Below are 18,668 nucleotides of genomic sequence, written 5' to 3'. Positions count from 1 at the left end.
ATTGGATTAACTAATGAAGATGCTACAAAGGTCTGACCCGGAAGAGAGGCTACTCTCTTTTAAGGTCAGACTTTTCTATTATATAGTTTTATAGCGTTTTTCATAGTAGTCTTTATCTTTGCTATATCTATATTTTAAGTTCTTTTCTATAGAATAAAGTTTTTCGCAAAAATTAAACCCTATGATTGCTATAGATTTCTTTAGGGCTTCTTTATCTAAATTTACTATTACCTCATGATATTTTCTTCTTATATGGGCTAAAAGGTATAGTCTTTTTACATTTCCTACCTTGTTATACCCATTATATCCATCCGTTTGAAGAAATCTAGAAAACCACTTAAGAATACCTTAGGTCAAGAGCTAAATCCTGTCTTTTGGTAGTCATATATGATGATAGGTTCTTTATCTTCGTCTTTGGTTATAAAACTGATGCCTTTTTATCTAATTTTCCTTACAAAAATTCACTACCTTTCCCTCATAGGAGGAAAATTTATTCAAGATCTCTTCCCAACTTTTATTTGTTTAATTACATTATCTACTAATGGTTCTAATCTATTTTCTATATCATTCCAATCATACTCTTGTACCGGGAATATTGACTCTTCAATTTTTTTTATACTTTTTACAGGAAAAGCAACTCCATTGTGCTGCTCTTTGCTAACTCCAATAATCTTCATCTCTACTGGATATGATAAGGCATTATAAATTGGATCTAAAACAAGGCTTTTATAATATTTTATTAATTCCTCAGTGCCTCCACCATGGCATATGAGCCCCACTGGTTTATCAAATAATGGAGAACGATAATTTTCATCATTAAATCTCTTCAAAAATGCAAGTTGCTCTACTTTTTCAAGAAAAATTGATAGTTTTGCTGGTATCGGAGCATAATGAGCAGAAACAATGAATAAGGCATCTGCTTTTACTATTGTACTATAAATATGATTAAAATCATTATCATAGACACAATTATCACTATAAAAACATTCTCCGCATCCAATACAAGGCTTAAGATCATAATCAACAAGTGAAATTATCTCAACATCTATACTATTTGCTCCTCTTTTATTTATTATTTTTTTCACTAGTTTGCATGCTTTTATTGAAGTACCATTATTTTTTGAGTGCTTTATATTTGAAGCAGACATACAGACAACACCCATTTTTCCCATCTCCTTATCTCACACTATTATTCTTGCTTAATTACTTATCCTTTATGATTCCATTCAATTATTTGTAAATTCCTTTTATACTTGTAATCATCATTGAAGAAAGCGATAAAGCTTACGGAGCACCAAGGATAAATAAGACACTTAGGGGTAAAGGTATAGTTATAAGTCTAAATAGAACTCAGCGCTTTATGAATAAGTTAGTCATAAAATCTATAGTTGTAAAAAGGTTTAAATCTGCAACAAGTAAAAGCAAAACAGAGGGTAAAGAAAACGTTTTAAAAGGAGATTTCTCTACTAACACTATTACTGAGAAATGAGTTACTGCCATAATCTACATCCACACAATTAAAGATGGCTGGTAATATTTAGCTTCAGTTATGGATCTTTATATTAGAAAAATAATAGGGCATGCTATGAAGTGAACGCTAATAGCACATCTACTATATTATATTGTTCTGAACTTACATCTATTATTAATCTTTGATATTCTTTGCCTATTGCTTGGAAGCTTGGTACCTTATATTTGCATAAGCAACCCTACTGAATCAAAATCACCTTCTTGGATATTAAAATACTCTATTATCTCATCTGCTACTTGCTCAAATGATAAACAATGATTAACATCAGCAAGTTCTAGTTGCCTATTTAGTTCCTTCTTTCCAAGTATTTTTACAATAGTTGATCTTCTATTTTTCGTCTTTCTTCCTATAAATTCTATGATTGAACAAACATAAAATAATTTATTTTTTCAGTATCATTCATTTATAATTTCAATCCTTTCAAATTTAAGACAGTCTAACGCTTTTAAAGTATGAAGGCTTATTTGATGAGTAGGATATTTAAACTTTGCTAACTCCCAAAAAACTTTTCTAGTAATGTCTCCATCTAAAAAATCATTTACATAATTCCAAACAATATCATCTGCCATTGGGCCTTCTACTATATCATAATCATGTACAAATCCACTTCTACAAGCTGCAATAAAATCTAACCATTCATCAGTCATATTCTCAAATTTTAATATTTTAACTTTAATTACATATTACATATGATTATTTACTAGCTTCTTTTTTATTATATTATTTTTATACATAATAAAAGCACCTAACATAGGTGCTTAAACTCTCCAAGTTTTGCCACATGTCTGACAAACCGCTTGACTATGTATTTTACTTCTTATTTTTTTAGGTTTAAATATTTTAATAATTAACCATGGTAATGTTAAGAATAGCCACATTATTAATTCTAACCACCATCCAATAAATAACCAATAAATAACACCATGCTTTTTATTTTTAACATGTGTTACTGCTTGCACATTAACATTTTCACTTCCACATTTAAGACATTTCATTATAATTCCCTCTCAAATGCAATATATAATATCATTATACAGTACATTAGGAATATATTACAATACTTTACTAACATCTCCACCATTTAGTAATATTTCTTCTATTTCTTTTAACTTATCTTCCTCATCATTACTTATAGCAGCATGTATTTCATAAAGCTCTTATAATGCTCCCTCTGCCCTTTATCTTTTATCTTAGCCATGTACATTTCAATCCAGTTATATCTCCTAATTTCCTTATTGTAGGCGGTATTTCATTTTGCTTTATGTAGTTATTTATTGTGTTTAAAATATTTTGCTCTTTTTTAGTTAGTTCCATAAATCTCACCTCACTATTTATATTTCCTATACCCATTATATCGAATATATATTCGCATATAAAGTATAAAAAACAACCCCGGATTAACCGAGGTTATTTTTGTTTTAATTTAATTTAATTTAATTTAATTTAATCACTATTTGTCCACTAGATAAGAAAGAACTATCAAATTCTAATTCTAATCCTGTAGTTCCTTTTGGCACTTCTACTACGTAAGCTCCTGTTAGCTTTCTCCCTGCGCCTACTGTCCCATCCATTTGCCCAGCTTTAGCCGCAGTTTGACCCATAATAGAATATTCTACAGCTCTTCCGTCTTTATCAACAACTTTAAACATAATAATGGAAGAGATTGTTTTTTCACTATCTGATATATTTTCCACTGTACAATCTACAGCTAAGAATTCATTTCCCTCTTTAGGTTTAGAAAATTCATTTCCTTCTACTGTATATACTTTATTTACAGTAACTTTAAAATCTTTTAATTCTACCACATCACCTACATTGAATACTTGTGGTTCTTTTTTCTTCTTATCATCTTTCTTTTTATCCTCTGTTTTTGCTGAAGTAGCTTCATCTACTTTTTTAGGTTCATCTTTCTTATTTCCGGCAGAACCTCCTATTCCAGCTATAACTATAACAACAATAACCCAAAACCACCATTTCTTATATATTGGTTTCTTCATACCCAAATCCCTCCCATAAATTCAAATTCACTTACATTGTAACAATAATTTTACAATTTGTCCATAATTGTGTTAAAAAGAAGATAGCTCTTAAGAAACCCTAAGAACTACCCTCTACTACTTATTTTTAATACATCTGCCCTTTCCCCAATAAACTAGCCACCTTAAACTCGTTATTTCTAGCTTTTTCGTAGATTATCATATTATTTCATTGTTAATAGTAACTTTAAATTTCTTTGAAACCTTTGATTTTATGCCATTTTCCTGCATGATACGTTCTATTCTTTTATGATTAATATGTTTCTTACTTTCTTTATTTATAGCTTTAGTAATTTTTATAGATCCATATACATCTTAAGCACAAGGATAACAATAGATCAAAAGAAAATAAGATGCTTAAAGAAAAAATCCTTGACATATACAACGTTAGTAAGGGACGTTACGGAGCACCAAAGATACAACAAGCGCTAGATGCAGAAGCTATAAAAATAAGTGTAAAAAGAACATATAGATTAATATATATCTGAGTCTAAAATTTTCACTCATTCATTTAGTGCTAAAGATTGTCCTTATGATAGCCTGTATTGAGTCTTTTAATACCTCACTAAAAAAGAGGAGGTAAACCTAGTAACATATTATGACTTTAATGTTGCCCACTTAGCAATCTTTGAGTACATATAATCTTTATATAACAGAAAAAGAATCCATAGCAGCATTAGCTATATAACCTCTGAGTGATGTGAAGATAGATTTAAGAAAGTTTCTTAACTTCGTTCGGAAAATCCTGTCTAAGATGTTGACATAGATCCAATACCTCTTATAGTATGCTTTGCTACACATTCATGATTTTTATTGAGGCATTTATTACTCTCAAATTTCCCTAACTTTTTACATTCACTATGCTCACATTATAATATATTTATTGTAAAAAATATACAAAGAAACTTTTAATCAACACCTAATCCCTTCCTTAACTTTGAGGCGCGACTTAATCATTGCACTTTTTTACATAAACAATTCGTAATTTTACTAATTTCTTTTCCTCATATAAAAATAAAATAGCCAACTAAGCAGAATACACCTACTTAATTGGCTATATTTTTCAAGTATCTACAATTACTATTATATTAAGTGATCTATATATGTTTGAAAATGTCCTTTATTGACCTTACCTTTTTAATTTTACCCTAATATATTTATTTTTGTCCATAAGACTTGAATTTCTCATCCATCAATTTCATTTCATTATTATCTAATATAGTAGGGTTACCTATGCTTTTTGCTCTATAATAAATTTCTGAACAATATTCAATCTCTTCAACTATATTAAAAGCATTAGCTAAATCTGTGCTCCCCGCTAATATTCCGTGATTAGCTAAGATTACAGCCTTCCTATCCTTCATTCCTTCATATGCATTTTCCGCTAATTCCTTACTACCAAATGTTGCATAATCAGCACATCTCACATCTTTACCTGCAACAGCAATCATATAATGAGTTGCTGGCAAATCCCATCTTAAACATGCTAGAACCGTAGTATAAGTTGTATGTGCATGAATCACTGAATTTATATCTTCTCTATTTCTATAAAATATCATATGCATGTCTAATTCACTTGATGGTTTCTTATTACCTTCTAGTATATTTCCGTCAATATCCAAAATTACAATATCTTCAGGTTTAATTTCAAAAAAATCAATTCCTGATGGTGTTATGGCTACCATACCCTTTTCCCTATTATAAACACTTAAGTTTCCACCAGTTCCTTTTGTTAAATTGCAATTTACCATCTTTTTTCCAAATTCTATAAGCTCTAGTCTTTCCTTCTCCATTAACATAGTTTTTCTTCCTTCCTTAATTACTGAAAAGATTCTATACCGTCTTTTATAGATTAGTTTTACATAATTAATCTAATTCTATTTTATACACATGTGCATATTTGTTATTATATGTATTAGGAGTTATTATAGGAGTTTTAATAATAATTTTGTTCTCATTTTGATCAAATGATATGTCTCCTTCATAACTTAAAAGCTTTATACTCTTAACGCTAACTTTTTCATTAGAATAAATAGTTACATTTTCATCGTACCATTTACTTAAAATACAATATATACATTTATTATCCTCATTCTTTGTAAAATAAATATTTGTTTCCTCAGATTTTAACACTTTTGAGGGTCTTGTTGAATAAATTGATTCTCCATTAACTTTTAGCCACTGACCTATATCATGTAACCTTTGTTGTTGTATTACTGGAATTCTACCGTCAGCTGTAGGTCCTACGTTTAATAGAAGATTACCACCTCTTGATACAATATCCACCAATTCATGTATTAGTTCTTCGGAAGTATTATAACTTTCTAGATTCTCTGCCCTATTAAATCCATATGATTTGCCTATGCCCCTACTCTCTTCCCATGGATGAATATTTTCAAATCCGTCTATATCTCTATATTCTGTGCTATAATAATCTCCATGATTTCCAGGCATACCAACACAAAATCTATCATTCATAACAACCTCATCTTTATTAGAAGCGTTGTTATAAAGCCACGCCATAAATTCTTTAACTTTACTTTCTTCTTCTGTTAAGTCCCATTCTCCACCATCTGTAAAAATCAAAGATGGTTTATAAATATTAACTAATTCTTTTAATTGAGGTATTAATATTTCATCAACATATTTTGATTCCTCTATACCATATTTCTTTCTATCCTTTTCTGGTACAAAATATCCACTATCAGGTCTATGGCTTTTATTAGTTTCCCAATCTATTATAGAATAATAAACACCCATTTCCATTCCTTTATTTCTTACTGCCTGAGATAAATCACCAAGAATATCCCTATTTGGGCCAACATCAGTTACTCTCCAATTAACCTTATGCTTGTTTGAAGTTGGCCATAAACAATATCCTTCATGGTGTTTTGATGTTAACACCACATATTTCGCTCCTGCGTTATAAAACATATCTGCCCATAATTCTGGATCAAATAATTCTGCATTGAAATTTTTAGCAAACTCTCTATATTCAAAGTGTTTTCCATATATTCTTTCATGAAAATCATCATTATTATTCTTATAATCGCTATATACGCTTGCATAATACCATTCAGCATATGATCCAAATCTTTCATCATTTAATTTTCTCCATGCAGGAACTGAATAAACTCCCCAATGAACAAAAATACCAAATTTAGCATTATTAAACCATTGAGGCATCTCCCTACCATCTAATGATTCCCAGTTAGGTAAATATTTCTTCTCTTCCATCTTATACCTCCGCTATTTATATAATGGGCCATAACTTGCACAAGCCCTATAATCTGCACTTTCTAAATCTTTCGTTCCAAATCCACCAAATGAATGTGGTCTAAATATGTCAACATCTTCAATATTATGCAGAGAGACTGGAATTCTTAACATACTGGCAAGAGTTATCAAATCTCTTCCTACATGTCCATATACTGATGCCCCATGATTAGCTCCCCATTTAGCCATAACATCATATACTGTTTCAAAACCTTTGGCACCTATTCTTGGTGCAAACCAAGTAGTTGGCCAAGTCCTATCTGTTCTATGATCTAATATTTTATGTATATCATCATCAAGAATCACAGTATGTCCTTCTGCTATTTGTAAGGTTGGTCCAACTCCTTCAACAATATTAACCCTTATCATAGTTATTGGCATTTCAGACTCTGTTTTGAAATGTGAAGAAAATCCACCACCTCTAAAGTATTCATAATTTGCCCTGCACCAATCAGTTTTATCTAAACAATCTTTTATATCTTCACCAGTTAAATTCCACCATTCCTTAATAACTCCATTTCCATTCTCATCTTTAGCTGCTCCTGTTCCATCTAAAGCTGTGGCTCCAGAGTTAATCAAGTGAATTATACCATTCTTTGCAAGTCCTGTAAGTTTTTTATCAGCAACTCGTTCTACAGATTCTGGTGACCAATATGTTCTAACATCTGAAAATAGTGGTGCTTTATTTGTTACTAAAAATCCCAGCATCATAGCTACACCGTTTAAGGTATCATTTTCCGTTGCAAAAGGTATTGGTTTTCTTGCTCCGTTCCAATCAAAACTTGAACATAATATCGCTTCAGTAAAATCTCCATTTGGAAGCCAATCAGTCCACATTCTTTGACCTTGGAATCCCCCTGCAAGTCCATTTCTTCCCAAGGCCTCTTCATGCCATCCCATTTTAGCTAACTTTGAGTTACCTTCTAAAATATCTCTCACGATAATAGCATGTTTTGCTATAAACTCCCAATCCTTCTCTGGAGCTATAACCTTTGATTTTTTAATTATTTCAGGAAATACCTTGCCAGAGTTAACATCATATCCTTCTTTACAATTTTCTTTTATCCACGCTAGAGCTTTTTCATATTCTTCATGATCATAAATTTCAAGAGTAATTCTTCTTAATATCTCTGTCATATCAACCCATTCGCATCTCATACCTAAGTACTTTTGAAAAAAAGCAGCGTCTATATTAGACCCCTCAATGCCCATAGCAACAGCTCCAAGATTTATATAAGACTTACCTCGCATAGTTCCAACAGCTATAGCACCTTTTGCAAACCTTAAGATTTTTTCCTTCACATCTTCTGGAATATCTTTATCTCCATTATCTTGTACTTGTGCCCCATAGATTGAAAAAGCAGGTATCCCTCTTTGTGCATAAGCAGCCATTACTGCTGCCAAATATACTGCACCAGGTCTTTCTGTACCATTAAACCCCCAAACGGCTTTAATAGTGCTTGGGTCTAAATCCATTGTTTCCGTACCATAGCACCAACAAGGAGTTACAGTAAGAGTAGCAACAACATTGTTAGCCCTAAATAATGCTTCAGATTTTGCTGCTTCTGCACCACCTCCTATAGTTGTCTCTGAAATAATACACTCTACCTTTTCTCCATTAGCATATCTCAAATTACTTTCTATTAGTTCTTTAGCCGCCCTTGCCATTCCCATTGTTTGTTCTTCTAAGCTTTCTCTAACACCGCCCCATCTACCATCAATTGTTGGTCTAATTCCTATCTTTGGATTATTCATAATACCCTCCTCAATTAATTCGAAATATTATTACTATTTAACATAAAAAATTCTTTCTTTAAAGTTTTATATTTTTCATACGCTCTCATCCATCTATGGTGATTTTTAGGTTTATAAATCTTATATTCAAAAGAGTTTATTATTAAATCATGTGCTTGTCTAACATCAGATATCTCACCTAATTTAATCAATTGAGTTACTACATTACCTAATGCAGTAGCCTCAACAGGTCCTGCCACAACAGTTTTATTTGTAATATCAGCAGTCATTTGACAAAGCACATTAGACTTAGAGCCGCCTCCTATAATTTGAATTGAATCATATATAGTGTTTTGACATTCTTCTATATCTTGAATTGCATCATAATATCTAAAAGCCAAACTTTCATAAATGATTCTAAATATTTCACCATCAGTTTTTGGTATATATTGATTAGTTTTTTGTGCATATTCTCTTATATAATCACTTACTTTATCATTTACCCCAACTGAATCTGCCTCCATATATATAATAGATTTAAATTCAGAACTTTTATCTACAATTTCACTAATTTCAGCATATGTGTATTCTTTTATACTTTCTAACTCTTCTATAGTTCTTTCAAGAAAGTATAATCCCGTTATATTCTTAAAAAATAAATTCTTATTATTTAACCCAATTTCGTTCGTTAATTGATTATCAAACGTATATTTATTTATAACAGGCTTATCAGTGCATACTCCAAGCAACGACCAAGTTCCACAAGATAAAAACATACACTTTTCATCATAAAAAGCTCTTGTAGTTGCCACAGCGCTTGCAGTATCATGAGAGGCTATAGAAACAACCTGAAGATCCATATTATTAAGAACTTCTATAGGTGACTCTTTTGTATTCCCTATTATTTCACAGTTTTCCATAACTTTAGGAAATATATTTTCGTTGTATCCTAAATTCTTAATTAATTCATAATTCCATGTCTTATTGTTTTGATCAAACAGTTGCGTTGTAGAAGCTATAGTTTTTTCAGCATATATTTTTCCTGTGAAATAGTAATTTATCAAATCAGGCAATAACACTACTTTATAAATTTTATGAAAAAGCTCTATATTATTATTACGAATAGCCTCTAACTGAAATAAAGTATTAATGGCCATTATTTGATTACCTGTGATTTTATATAAGCACATAGGTGATATTTTTTTTAATGTTTTTTTTAAAAATTCTGTATTTCTAGGATCTCTATAAGATAAGGGACACTCTAAAAGCTCTCCCTCTTTATCAAGTAATCCAAAATCCACTCCCCATGTATCTACAGAAACACTGCTTAAATTCTGACATTGTGAATTCAACAAAATATCAATAATATTAGATTTTATCTTGTTCCAATCCCAACGCAATCTTCCATCAACTTCTATAATACTATGTCTAAATCTCATCACTTCTTCTAATACTATTTTCTTTTCATTTATATAGCCTATTACACCTCTTATAGAAGTAGCACCCATATCAATAGCTAAGACCTTTTTCATAAAATCACCTTTTTTCATATTTAATTTATTCTGTCCTCTAAAAAATAATCTATATAACAAATTTATAGTATGCTCCTATTAAATATAAAAAGAATAAGCTAATCTAGTTAAAAATCCAATTTTGCAATTCTAGATTAGCTATATTTTAATGTATAAGTTTAAGATTCAATAATAAAAGAGTATCTATTTTTATTGATTAATTGCATTCCATAAAATTATCAGCTATAAATTTAGCATACCAGACACCACTTTTTTTGATACTTCTTTCTAATGTTTTAAAATCCACTTTGATTAATCCATATCTTTTTTCAAAACCACTAGTCCAAGATAATAGATCTATGGCGGACCAAACATAATAACCTTTTACAGAAATACCATCTTTCAAGCAACGATGCACTTGAATAATATGTTGTTTTATGTAATCTAATCTATCATTATCAATAATTTCACCATTCTCTTGTTCTTTATCATAAAAGCCCATACCGTTTTCAGTGATATAAAAGTCAATTTCACCATAATCATCTTGAATCTTACTTAAAAGTTCATATAATCCTTCTGGGTATATTTCCCATCCCCAGTCAGTATAGTTCCCATCTTTTACTCGAACATATTTAAATGTATCATCAATATTGCCAGTAGAATCAGGATTATGAGCAACAACCTTTCTCATATAATAATTAATTCCTAAATAATCTACTTTAGCATCTCTTAAAAGCTCCATATCTCCCGGTTGAATACGCGGTGATTTATATTTTCTTTGACATTCTTTAAACATTTTTTCAGGATACTTACCTGCCATAATTGGAGCAATATACCAATCAGAATGAAATGCATAGGCTTTTTCTGCTGCAACTTTATCTTCTTCTTTATCAGATGCCGGATGAATAGGTAATGGATTTAATGCTATACCTATTTTCCCCTCCATATTCATTTCTTTAAAAAGCTTAACAACTTTAGCGTGTGCCAAATTAAAATGATGAGCAACCTGTAAAGCTTCTGAATAATTTTTTCTTAATGGAGGATGTGTCCCTTGAATATAACCTTCAATAACCTCAGACGCAGGTTCATTTATTGTTGACCACAGTTTTACACGACCTCTAAAATGTGAAAATAAAATCTTTGCATAATTTTCAAAATGACTAATATTTTCTCTATTTAACCAACCACCAGTTTCCATAAGCGTCTGGGGCATATCCCAATGATACAGTGTTAAGTTCGGTTCAATATTATTTTCTAGTAATTCTTCTACTAAATCATCATAAAATTGCAATCCTTTTTTATTGATTTCCCCCTTACCATTTGGTAATATTCGTGCCCAGGAAACGGAGAAACGATAAGTCTTTTGATTAATTTGTTTCATTAATTTAATATCTTCCTTAAATCTATTATAGTGATCAGTAGAAATATCACCATTGTACTCCCTATTTGGCATATGGTAGTATTCATCCCATGATGTTATTCCCTTTCCATCCTGGTGAACAGCCCCTTCAACTTGATAAGAAGCTGTTGCCGATCCCCATAGAAAATCCTTTGGAAATTCTAATTTCATTTCACTATCTCCTTTTTAATATTATTTACTCTCTACTTCAAGCAACTGTTTTTCATACGCTTTAAAAAACGGGTACCATATTATAATATCCAACACTATAAGTAATATAATAATAATAGGTGCCTTATAATCCATAGTTGCTAAAAACCCGCCTATTGGTGATGGAGTAGTCCATGGTACTGCTAAGTACGTCTTTCCTAAAATACCCATCTTCATAACTCCATATGCTATTAAACCATTTACTATTTGAACTATAACAAATGGTATAGCAAGAATAGGATTTAAAACTAGCGGTACTCCAAATATAATTGGTTCATTAATATTGAAAATAGAAGGTATAATGGCTAATTTCCCCAAATTCTTTAATTGAGCTGATTTACTTCTTAATAATAATATAACTAATCCCATGGTTGCTCCTGCCCCACCTATTATCATAAAAAATGCTCGGAAAGGTTCTGTATAAATAAACGCAGCCTCTTTACCTAATGATACTAGATTAGCATTATTGGCTAAATTTCCTAATTCAAACACACCAACAGCACCAGTTACAATACTAGATCCATGTAATCCTACTACCCATAATAATTGAGTAAGTATAGATATTACAATAATTCCACCAGGTGAATCTACAGCACCTACTAATGGATGTATTGCCTTCATGATTAATTCAGGGATAAGCATACCTGATATTGATTCAATACCTAAACTAACAAGGAAAAAAAGAATAACAGATACGGCTAAGGGAATAATAGATTCAAAAGACGCCATTATTGCTGGCGGTACAGAATCTGGCATTTTAATAACAAATCCTTTTTGTTTCAATATACGTGTTATCTCAGTTGTTATAATAGCAATAATAATAGCGGTAAAAATTCCTTCTGCGCCAAGAAAATGCGATGGAATCAGTATGGATTGATTTTCTAAAATTTTAGCTCCAACCATGTCCTTACCAATAGTTTTAGACATTACTCCCAAATTAGATGGCGCAGCTACTACTAAAAATGTAACAGCTGAAACGATAAGAGAGCCAAGGGGATCTATATTATAGGATTTCGCCAAACTATACGAAATAGCAATAGCTATGAAAAGTGCCATTATCCCCATAGACATTCTAAAGGGCAACTCTAAATTCATCCCATTTTCCATTGCGAATTTCTTCCAAGTAATTAAAAACTTATAGAAAAAATTTGTTGGCTTTATTACCTCAAGATTTACTGGTGGAGAACTTATAATTAAAATTGCTCCTCCAAGTAATGTTAGTGGTGTTGCTGCCACCATTCCATCCCTTATTGCTCTAAGATGTCTTTGGGATGATATTTTCTCCCCTATTGGCACTAATTTCTCTTCTAAGTACTTTGTAAATTTAGACATAATAGTACTTTTTTGACTCATTTGTACATACCTCCAATTCTTTATAATTACGATATTCATATATTTATTAAAATGAGGGAAAAGTCCCTGATGAACTTATAATATTTTTCATTTATATATTTTGAATATTCTGTAAATTATAATTTCGTCTTTTCCTCTACACCCCCTACTACTTTGTAATTTACTTAGTGTCAAACCTTTTATACATTTCTATCATCTCTTTAACTAATTCTGCAATGGTTTCAGTACTCATCAATTGATCTTCAGCATGCATTAATATAAGTGATACTTGTACTTTTTCTCCATTTGCCTCCTTTTGTATTAATGATGCATGAACTTTATGACCTTCTAAAAAATATTGTTTTGACTCCTCCAATTTCTCTTCTGCTAAATTAAAATCCCCTTCTTTTGCAGCATAAAAAGCCTCCATGACTAAGCTTTTTGCATTACCTACATTACTTATAATTGAAAAAGCAATCATATCCATATTTTCGTCTACCATTGTATATTCACCCACTTACGAAAGTTTTAATTAGTAACTCTTACATATCAATTAATTCCAAAGCTTGTTCTAGTATTCTCTCTCCATTCATCATTCCATAATATTGCATATTAATCACATCCATACAAATATTTTTTTCTTTTAACTTACTTTCAAATTGATTTTTCATATATTTTACTTGTGGAGCTAACAATACTACATCAACATTTTTCTTTTCTATTGCATTATCAACTTCCGGAGCTGAAACTGCAAAAATATCTACATCTATATTTCGTTCTTCAGCAGTCTTTTTCATTTTGTTTACTAATAAACTTGTACTCATCCCACCTGCACATACCAACATAATAGTTTTCATATACATTCTCCTTATCATCTTATATTAGTTTATCTTATGGTCTTAGTATAACTTATAAATATTCTACTTTGAACTCAATGTTTTTCCGTTGAGTTGCGGAAACGTTTACCTTAATGAAATAAAAAATTTAATACATATATTATCAAGCGTATTGATTATCCAATACTTTCAACACATTATTATCCTTACTATTGTTTCTTCTATTTAGACAGACATCATTTGATTAACATTAAATGCTACATGTAGTTTTACTCCAGAACGTTGTACCCTATATTTTGTCCATTTTAAACGAGTTTCTCCAACAGTAATTGTTGTTGAATCAATAGCCAACAAATCTTTAGGTAATTTTAAAATTCCTTGAGTATCACGATTGCACTTTTTTACTAAAATATCAAGAAGCTTTTTAGTAATTATGTAATCTACATTGTTAGATTTTTTAGAAATAGTAGGATAATCTACTGTTTCTAATCCATATTTATGGCTATTTTCAGCACCATACCTAAAGCTTTTCAATTCACCAATAGCTGCCGCTACAAAAATTTAATTAAATAATATATAGTTAATTTTTCAGAAGTATCTTTGTATTCTAAGGCATCACAAACTTCCTTAACTTCTTCTTTAGTTAAAAGTACTTACATTATGTCTATTATCGTGTTGCTCTTTTTCATGAGGTTATTCTCCTTATTCTGATTTGTGTTGTGACAAATCATTTTAACATAGATGACCTCATTTTATATGTTTTAAATTTCATTTTTTGTATAGCAACACGCTTGATACATTATAAAAATAGCTATCCTATATACCAGTATCTAAAATATTAATAATTTCATCCACAGAATCACTTTTAATTATTTTTTCAACAAACATTTTATCTTCTATAACAAAAATCAACTTCTCATACATATTATTAAGATTTTCTTTTACCTCTTTAGGAGTATTCAATAAACATATAAATTGCACCATCTGATCATTCTCCCATAAGATTGGCTGTTTTAACGTACATATAGTCCAAAATGCTTCTTCTGTTACTGGTTTTATTGGATGCGGAATAGCTACTAAATTCCCAAAACCAGTAGATGCTACTGCTTCTCTTTCTAATACTAAATTTATATAATTTTTTGGTACCAATCCCTGTTTATATAATTCTTCACACATAAATCGCAAAACACTTTCCTTATTATCAAATTCTTTATGAATAAAAACCCTGGAATGATGCAAAAAAAGTGATGTTTTATGTTCTGGTCCTAAATATATTTTACTTTTAATGTTATCTATATCTTCTTCTTCTAAAAAAGTTTTAACTACTTGCACAGGTATTCCTATAGGTTCTTTGATTGGAATAGTACTAATTATAAAATCAATTGAGGATAAATTGTATTCTCTTAATTCGTAATAATTAATTGAATCTACAATTTCTAATTCATGTGCAAATATTTTTTTTAAATGATAAAACAACAATTTTGCACTCCCAACTCCAGAAGCACATACAATTATAACTTTTTTTATTTTATTTTGCGTCATCTCAATTCGCTCTAACGCAGCAGCAATATGTACAGCAATATAAGCAATCTCATTCTCCCCCACATTTAAAGACAGATATTCTTCTATACATTTACTAGCAATAATAGCCCCATCTAGTGCAATAGGATATTTCACTTTAATATCATTTAATAATGGATTTCTTATGTTCATACTACATTTCAATCTATTTATAGCAGAACGAATATGTAAAGTTAATGCTTGAATAAATTCTCTATCATCTTTTAATTGCCAATTAAATTCTGTCTCTAATTTTTTTAACATACATTGAACAATGCTTCTTGCATCATCGAATTCCTTATTTTCAATGAAATTATCTTTGTACAATAATTTAGTACCTAATAAATGAAGAATAATATAATCTATCTCCGAACTAGAAAATACTAACCCAGTATACTCCTGAACTTCCTGCACAATTTCATGAGCTACACCCTTTTCCAAAGGATACTTCTCTACTAAATAATCGTTTAAATTTTCTACAATTGAATCTTCTTCAATTCTTTTACACGCTACCATAATATGAGTCGTTAAATTATGAAGAGCTATATCTGAAATTTCCACCTCATATTTATTTACTTTTTCTATAATAACCTCCTTAATTTTTTCAAATAATTTAAATGTTTCGTTATCAACATTTAATACACCACTATCATTAGATATATAATTGGATAAACAAATCCTTTTCATATATTCATTTCCCTCAACATATGTGCCACGATAAGGTTGGTTTACTAATTTTAATTTATATTTCTTTAATATTTGCTTTACCACTTTTAAATCTTTCTGTATGGTAGATCTGGACACAAAAAGTTCATCTACCAGTTCGTCTATTTTTACACCTTTATTTTGCAATAAAAATCGCTTCACTAAGTATTCCACTCGGTTCTTTTTATAGGAAAAATCAATAGTACTATTATACTCTTCTTTACCTATAGACTTTTCAAATTTACTTTTGAATAACTGTTCATCTTCAATATTGATTTTGTAACCATTCCCTGGTATTGATGTAATGGATATCCCTATTAAAGAACAACCATCTTTCATAAGTTTTATCTCATTTCTAATAGTTCTATCACTTAAACCTAATTCCTTTGCAATCCATTTGGATGTTACTACTTCATTTGCTTTAATTAAATATAATATAATTTGCTTTTGACGCTTTGAAAACACCCTTATACCTCCTAGTATAAAGATATAGCCGCTAAGTGCTATTCTTTTCTTAATAAATTTTTAAAATAAGTAACATCTGATGAGGGATCTCTTCCTTCATCAGATGTTACTCCTACAATTTAATATATCTGATGGCTCCTGATAGACTCTAGACTTTTCATAAAGTATAACCTTCAAAGATAGATGTCTATTGCACTTTCCAACCAAACATTTGTAGGAAAACCCTTTAAAATCCTACATTCTAATTTAAATTCCTTAAACTTAGCTGTTTCTAAAATAAAAAAAGCTATCTTAATAGGCTTAAAGATTGATTTGAAAATTTCCCTTATGCCATCGTACCTTGCCCTTAATTTAAGAACTCTTTCAAGGGAATATTATGATCTGATGGACAACCATTCTGCTTATATAAATAAACTTCAAGGTGAACTCCCAATGATATTTCTTCAATATTTGAAAATTTTTTCGAAAATCACTACAAATACAGCATTAACTTTATTGGAAAAATCTACTTCTCCAGATGTGTTTTTAAATCCATCCAAAAAGTAAATAATTGATTCTATCAAGCTGACTACTCCATTTGTACTTACATATACCAATAACAAGTATAATACCATTACCCAAACAACTTTTTGTTTATTTTGATTTTGATCCATAGGCAAAACAATCTAGTAAGTTTAATGGTAGAAAAATTAGCATGTCAACCTGTACTTCCAGATTGCTATCTTTTGAAAGGTCAGAACAAGCCTAAAGTGGTGACTCTTGAAACTGTTATTCATAAAGTTTATAATATTGTATTTGCTATCCTTCGTGATGAAAAAGAGCTTGAAATCATCACACTAGGAGAACACCAAAAGAATTATCACAAAACGGAATGCGACCTAGCTGCGTAGTATAATTCTATAAAAATAACTTTATATTTTGACAGTTAGTCAAAATATTTATTAGAGTTACCCTTTTTTAAACTCATAGAAATAATAATTATTTTTTATTGACATTTATTAACTAGATTTTATGAATTACTATTTATTAAATGCTATCATATTAACATTTACATTCTACACAATAATAATTTTTCCTTCTTAATTCTTAAAAACATGCTAATATTCTTGCTTTTATAACAATATACTACATTTTTTATTTTGGAGTAACTATTCAATATTCTAAAAAACGTATAAGAAAACACCTTTATTAATGGTAAACTAAAAGATAGAATTTCAAAATCGACAATAACTACATGGATTAGGGATTCAAAAGAGAAAGACACCATAAAAGTAAAACCAGAAAGAAAAGCTTTAATTGATGGAAAAATGGCTTTAAACAAGAGATAACAGAAATTACACAAAAAAATGGTACTCTTAAAAAGATACTGGGAGAAAAGGATTTAGAAATAGCAATTCTTAAGGACTTGTTAAAAAAAGCGAACCCTCAATTAAAGATAAAATAATCATTGCTAAAAAATATATAGCTTCAAAGGATAAGAAAGCATTTATGAAGGATTTAAAGGAGGTTTATAAGGCGTCAACTGATGAATCTTTAAATAAGTGTGTTTATTTAGCTACTATGGAGATAATAGTGGAGTCAACCTACTCATAACTGGGGAGCTATCAATAATATTTGAAGATCAGCTAAAAGATGAATTAGCTTAAAAAAAGCCTGTACTTTTTATAATTTTTATGCATACTATTCGATTTAATTGAGATATTAAAAATGACAATAAAAAACATTATTAGTATTTCTTAAATAGAAAAAAATATTACTGGAAATGAAAATTTCCAGTAATATTTAAATGACAAAAATGATAATTACACAAATCTATCTATTCTCTCTTTTATGGTGAAAACTGTATTTAATAAAATTATACTTATGTTAGATTAATTTACTTTATATTACTTTAAATTAGATTTAATACAAGAAGATCTAAATTTATTTAGGTTTTCTTTTGCATCCTCAATTATTTTAGCTCTATGGTTTCCTTTAATATCTAACCCCTGAGCTTTTATAACATGTAATTCTGTTATTCCCATAAATGAAAGAACTGTCCTTACATAGTGCGTTGAAATATCAGCATTTACA

The 18,668-nt window shown here is 29.9% G+C and carries 19 protein-coding genes and 4 pseudogenes; 4 read left to right on the top strand and 19 right to left on the bottom strand.

Annotated features, from left to right (window positions below; all coding sequences use genetic code 11):
* Positions 1-78: 78 nt before the first annotated feature.
* Together KQI89_RS18205 and KQI89_RS14550 are read right to left on the bottom strand one after the other, a co-directional pair.
* Entirely contained in the window at positions 79-345 is a 267-nt protein-coding gene (locus KQI89_RS18205) for an IS66 family transposase (RefSeq protein ID WP_216457787.1), read from the bottom strand.
* 149 nt (positions 346-494) lie between these two features.
* Positions 495-1,163, bottom strand: a complete 669-nt coding sequence (locus tag KQI89_RS14550; protein ID WP_216457666.1) for a flavodoxin family protein — start codon at positions 1,161-1,163, stop codon at positions 495-497.
* Between the two features lie 77 nt (positions 1,164-1,240).
* On the opposite strand from KQI89_RS14550, the gene KQI89_RS18200 reads away from it, so the two are divergent.
* Entirely contained in the window at positions 1,241-1,489 is a 249-nt protein-coding gene (locus KQI89_RS18200) for an IS3 family transposase (RefSeq protein WP_216457786.1), read from the top strand.
* Positions 1,490-1,601: 112 nt separating this feature from the next.
* Here the strand turns inward: KQI89_RS18200 and KQI89_RS18075 are convergent.
* From KQI89_RS18075 to KQI89_RS18195, 6 genes and pseudogenes are all read right to left on the bottom strand, one after another.
* Positions 1,602-1,934: pseudogene (locus KQI89_RS18075) on the bottom strand (hypothetical protein); the annotation flags it as partial.
* A pseudogene (locus KQI89_RS14540) lies at positions 1,927-2,202 on the bottom strand (DUF3990 domain-containing protein); the annotation flags it as partial. The pseudogenes KQI89_RS18075 and KQI89_RS14540, both read right to left, overlap by 8 nt.
* Before the next feature lie 87 nt (positions 2,203-2,289).
* The gene (locus tag KQI89_RS14535; RefSeq protein ID WP_216457665.1) at positions 2,290-2,526 is read right to left on the bottom strand and encodes a hypothetical protein; all 237 of its coding nucleotides are present in this window, start codon (positions 2,524-2,526) and stop codon (positions 2,290-2,292) included.
* A 190-nt stretch (positions 2,527-2,716) separates the two neighbouring features.
* The gene (locus KQI89_RS14530; RefSeq protein WP_216457664.1) at positions 2,717-2,845 is read right to left on the bottom strand and encodes a LexA family protein; all 129 of its coding nucleotides are present in this window, start codon (positions 2,843-2,845) and stop codon (positions 2,717-2,719) included.
* A 119-nt stretch (positions 2,846-2,964) separates the two neighbouring features.
* On the bottom strand, positions 2,965-3,528 hold the full coding sequence (locus tag KQI89_RS14525; protein WP_216457663.1) for a DUF4352 domain-containing protein: 564 nt from the start codon (positions 3,526-3,528) through the stop codon (positions 2,965-2,967).
* A gap of 198 nt (positions 3,529-3,726) precedes the next feature.
* Positions 3,727-3,867 carry an IS3 family transposase gene (locus KQI89_RS18195; protein ID WP_216457784.1) on the bottom strand — a complete coding sequence of 47 codons (141 nt, stop codon included), beginning with the start codon at positions 3,865-3,867 and terminating at the stop codon, positions 3,727-3,729.
* A 53-nt stretch (positions 3,868-3,920) separates the two neighbouring features.
* Here KQI89_RS18195 and KQI89_RS18190 point away from each other — a divergent pair, with 53 nt between their 5' ends.
* Together KQI89_RS18190 and KQI89_RS18185 are read left to right on the top strand one after the other, a co-directional pair.
* Positions 3,921-4,055 (top strand): IS3 family transposase, encoded by a 135-nt coding sequence (locus KQI89_RS18190; RefSeq protein WP_216457662.1) that lies wholly within the window; start codon positions 3,921-3,923, stop codon positions 4,053-4,055.
* A gap of 19 nt (positions 4,056-4,074) precedes the next feature.
* Positions 4,075-4,206 (top strand): annotated as a pseudogene (locus tag KQI89_RS18185) (IS3-like element ISBce13 family transposase); the annotation flags it as partial.
* 518 nt (positions 4,207-4,724) lie between these two features.
* On the opposite strand, the gene KQI89_RS14510 reads toward KQI89_RS18185, so the two are convergent.
* From KQI89_RS14510 to KQI89_RS18070, 10 genes are all read right to left on the bottom strand, one after another.
* Positions 4,725-5,366 (bottom strand): L-fuculose-phosphate aldolase, encoded by a 642-nt coding sequence (locus tag KQI89_RS14510; protein WP_216457661.1) that lies wholly within the window; start codon positions 5,364-5,366, stop codon positions 4,725-4,727.
* A gap of 67 nt (positions 5,367-5,433) precedes the next feature.
* Positions 5,434-6,804, bottom strand: a complete 1,371-nt coding sequence (locus KQI89_RS14505) for an alpha-L-fucosidase (RefSeq protein ID WP_216457660.1) — start codon at positions 6,802-6,804, stop codon at positions 5,434-5,436.
* Between the two features lie 12 nt (positions 6,805-6,816).
* Positions 6,817-8,598, bottom strand: a complete 1,782-nt coding sequence (locus tag KQI89_RS14500; RefSeq protein WP_216457659.1) for an L-fucose isomerase — start codon at positions 8,596-8,598, stop codon at positions 6,817-6,819.
* Positions 8,599-8,612: 14 nt separating this feature from the next.
* Entirely contained in the window at positions 8,613-10,109 is a 1,497-nt protein-coding gene (locus KQI89_RS14495) for a rhamnulokinase (RefSeq protein ID WP_216457658.1), read from the bottom strand.
* A 196-nt stretch (positions 10,110-10,305) separates the two neighbouring features.
* Positions 10,306-11,658, bottom strand: a complete 1,353-nt coding sequence (locus tag KQI89_RS14490; protein ID WP_216457657.1) for a GH1 family beta-glucosidase — start codon at positions 11,656-11,658, stop codon at positions 10,306-10,308.
* 21 nt (positions 11,659-11,679) lie between these two features.
* A complete protein-coding gene (locus tag KQI89_RS14485) occupies positions 11,680-13,050 on the bottom strand; it encodes a PTS sugar transporter subunit IIC (RefSeq protein ID WP_216457656.1) in 1,371 nt (456 codons plus the stop codon).
* Positions 13,051-13,210: 160 nt separating this feature from the next.
* Entirely contained in the window at positions 13,211-13,531 is a 321-nt protein-coding gene (locus KQI89_RS14480; protein WP_216457655.1) for a PTS sugar transporter subunit IIA, read from the bottom strand.
* Between the two features lie 40 nt (positions 13,532-13,571).
* Positions 13,572-13,886 carry a PTS sugar transporter subunit IIB gene (locus KQI89_RS14475; protein WP_343216381.1) on the bottom strand — a complete coding sequence of 105 codons (315 nt, stop codon included), beginning with the start codon at positions 13,884-13,886 and terminating at the stop codon, positions 13,572-13,574.
* 204 nt (positions 13,887-14,090) lie between these two features.
* A complete protein-coding gene (locus KQI89_RS14470; protein WP_216457653.1) occupies positions 14,091-14,399 on the bottom strand; it encodes a hypothetical protein in 309 nt (102 codons plus the stop codon).
* 282 nt (positions 14,400-14,681) lie between these two features.
* A complete protein-coding gene (locus KQI89_RS18070) occupies positions 14,682-16,595 on the bottom strand; it encodes a BglG family transcription antiterminator (protein ID WP_216457652.1) in 1,914 nt (637 codons plus the stop codon).
* A 1,455-nt stretch (positions 16,596-18,050) separates the two neighbouring features.
* On the opposite strand from KQI89_RS18070, the pseudogene KQI89_RS18180 reads away from it, so the two are divergent.
* Positions 18,051-18,241 (top strand): annotated as a pseudogene (locus KQI89_RS18180) (IS256 family transposase); the annotation flags it as partial.
* Between the two features lie 240 nt (positions 18,242-18,481).
* Here KQI89_RS18180 and KQI89_RS14455 read toward each other — a convergent pair.
* A partial coding sequence (locus KQI89_RS14455) for an NADPH-dependent FMN reductase family protein (RefSeq protein WP_425514092.1) occupies positions 18,482-18,668 on the bottom strand: 187 nt, incomplete at its 5' end.

It is taken from the genome of Clostridium simiarum, assembly GCF_018919175.1.
GTDB lineage: Bacteria > Bacillota > Clostridia > Clostridiales > Clostridiaceae > Clostridium_L > Clostridium_L simiarum.
Note: the sequence above shows the minus strand (reverse complement) of the source record. Positions and strands in the feature narration are given on the sequence as shown.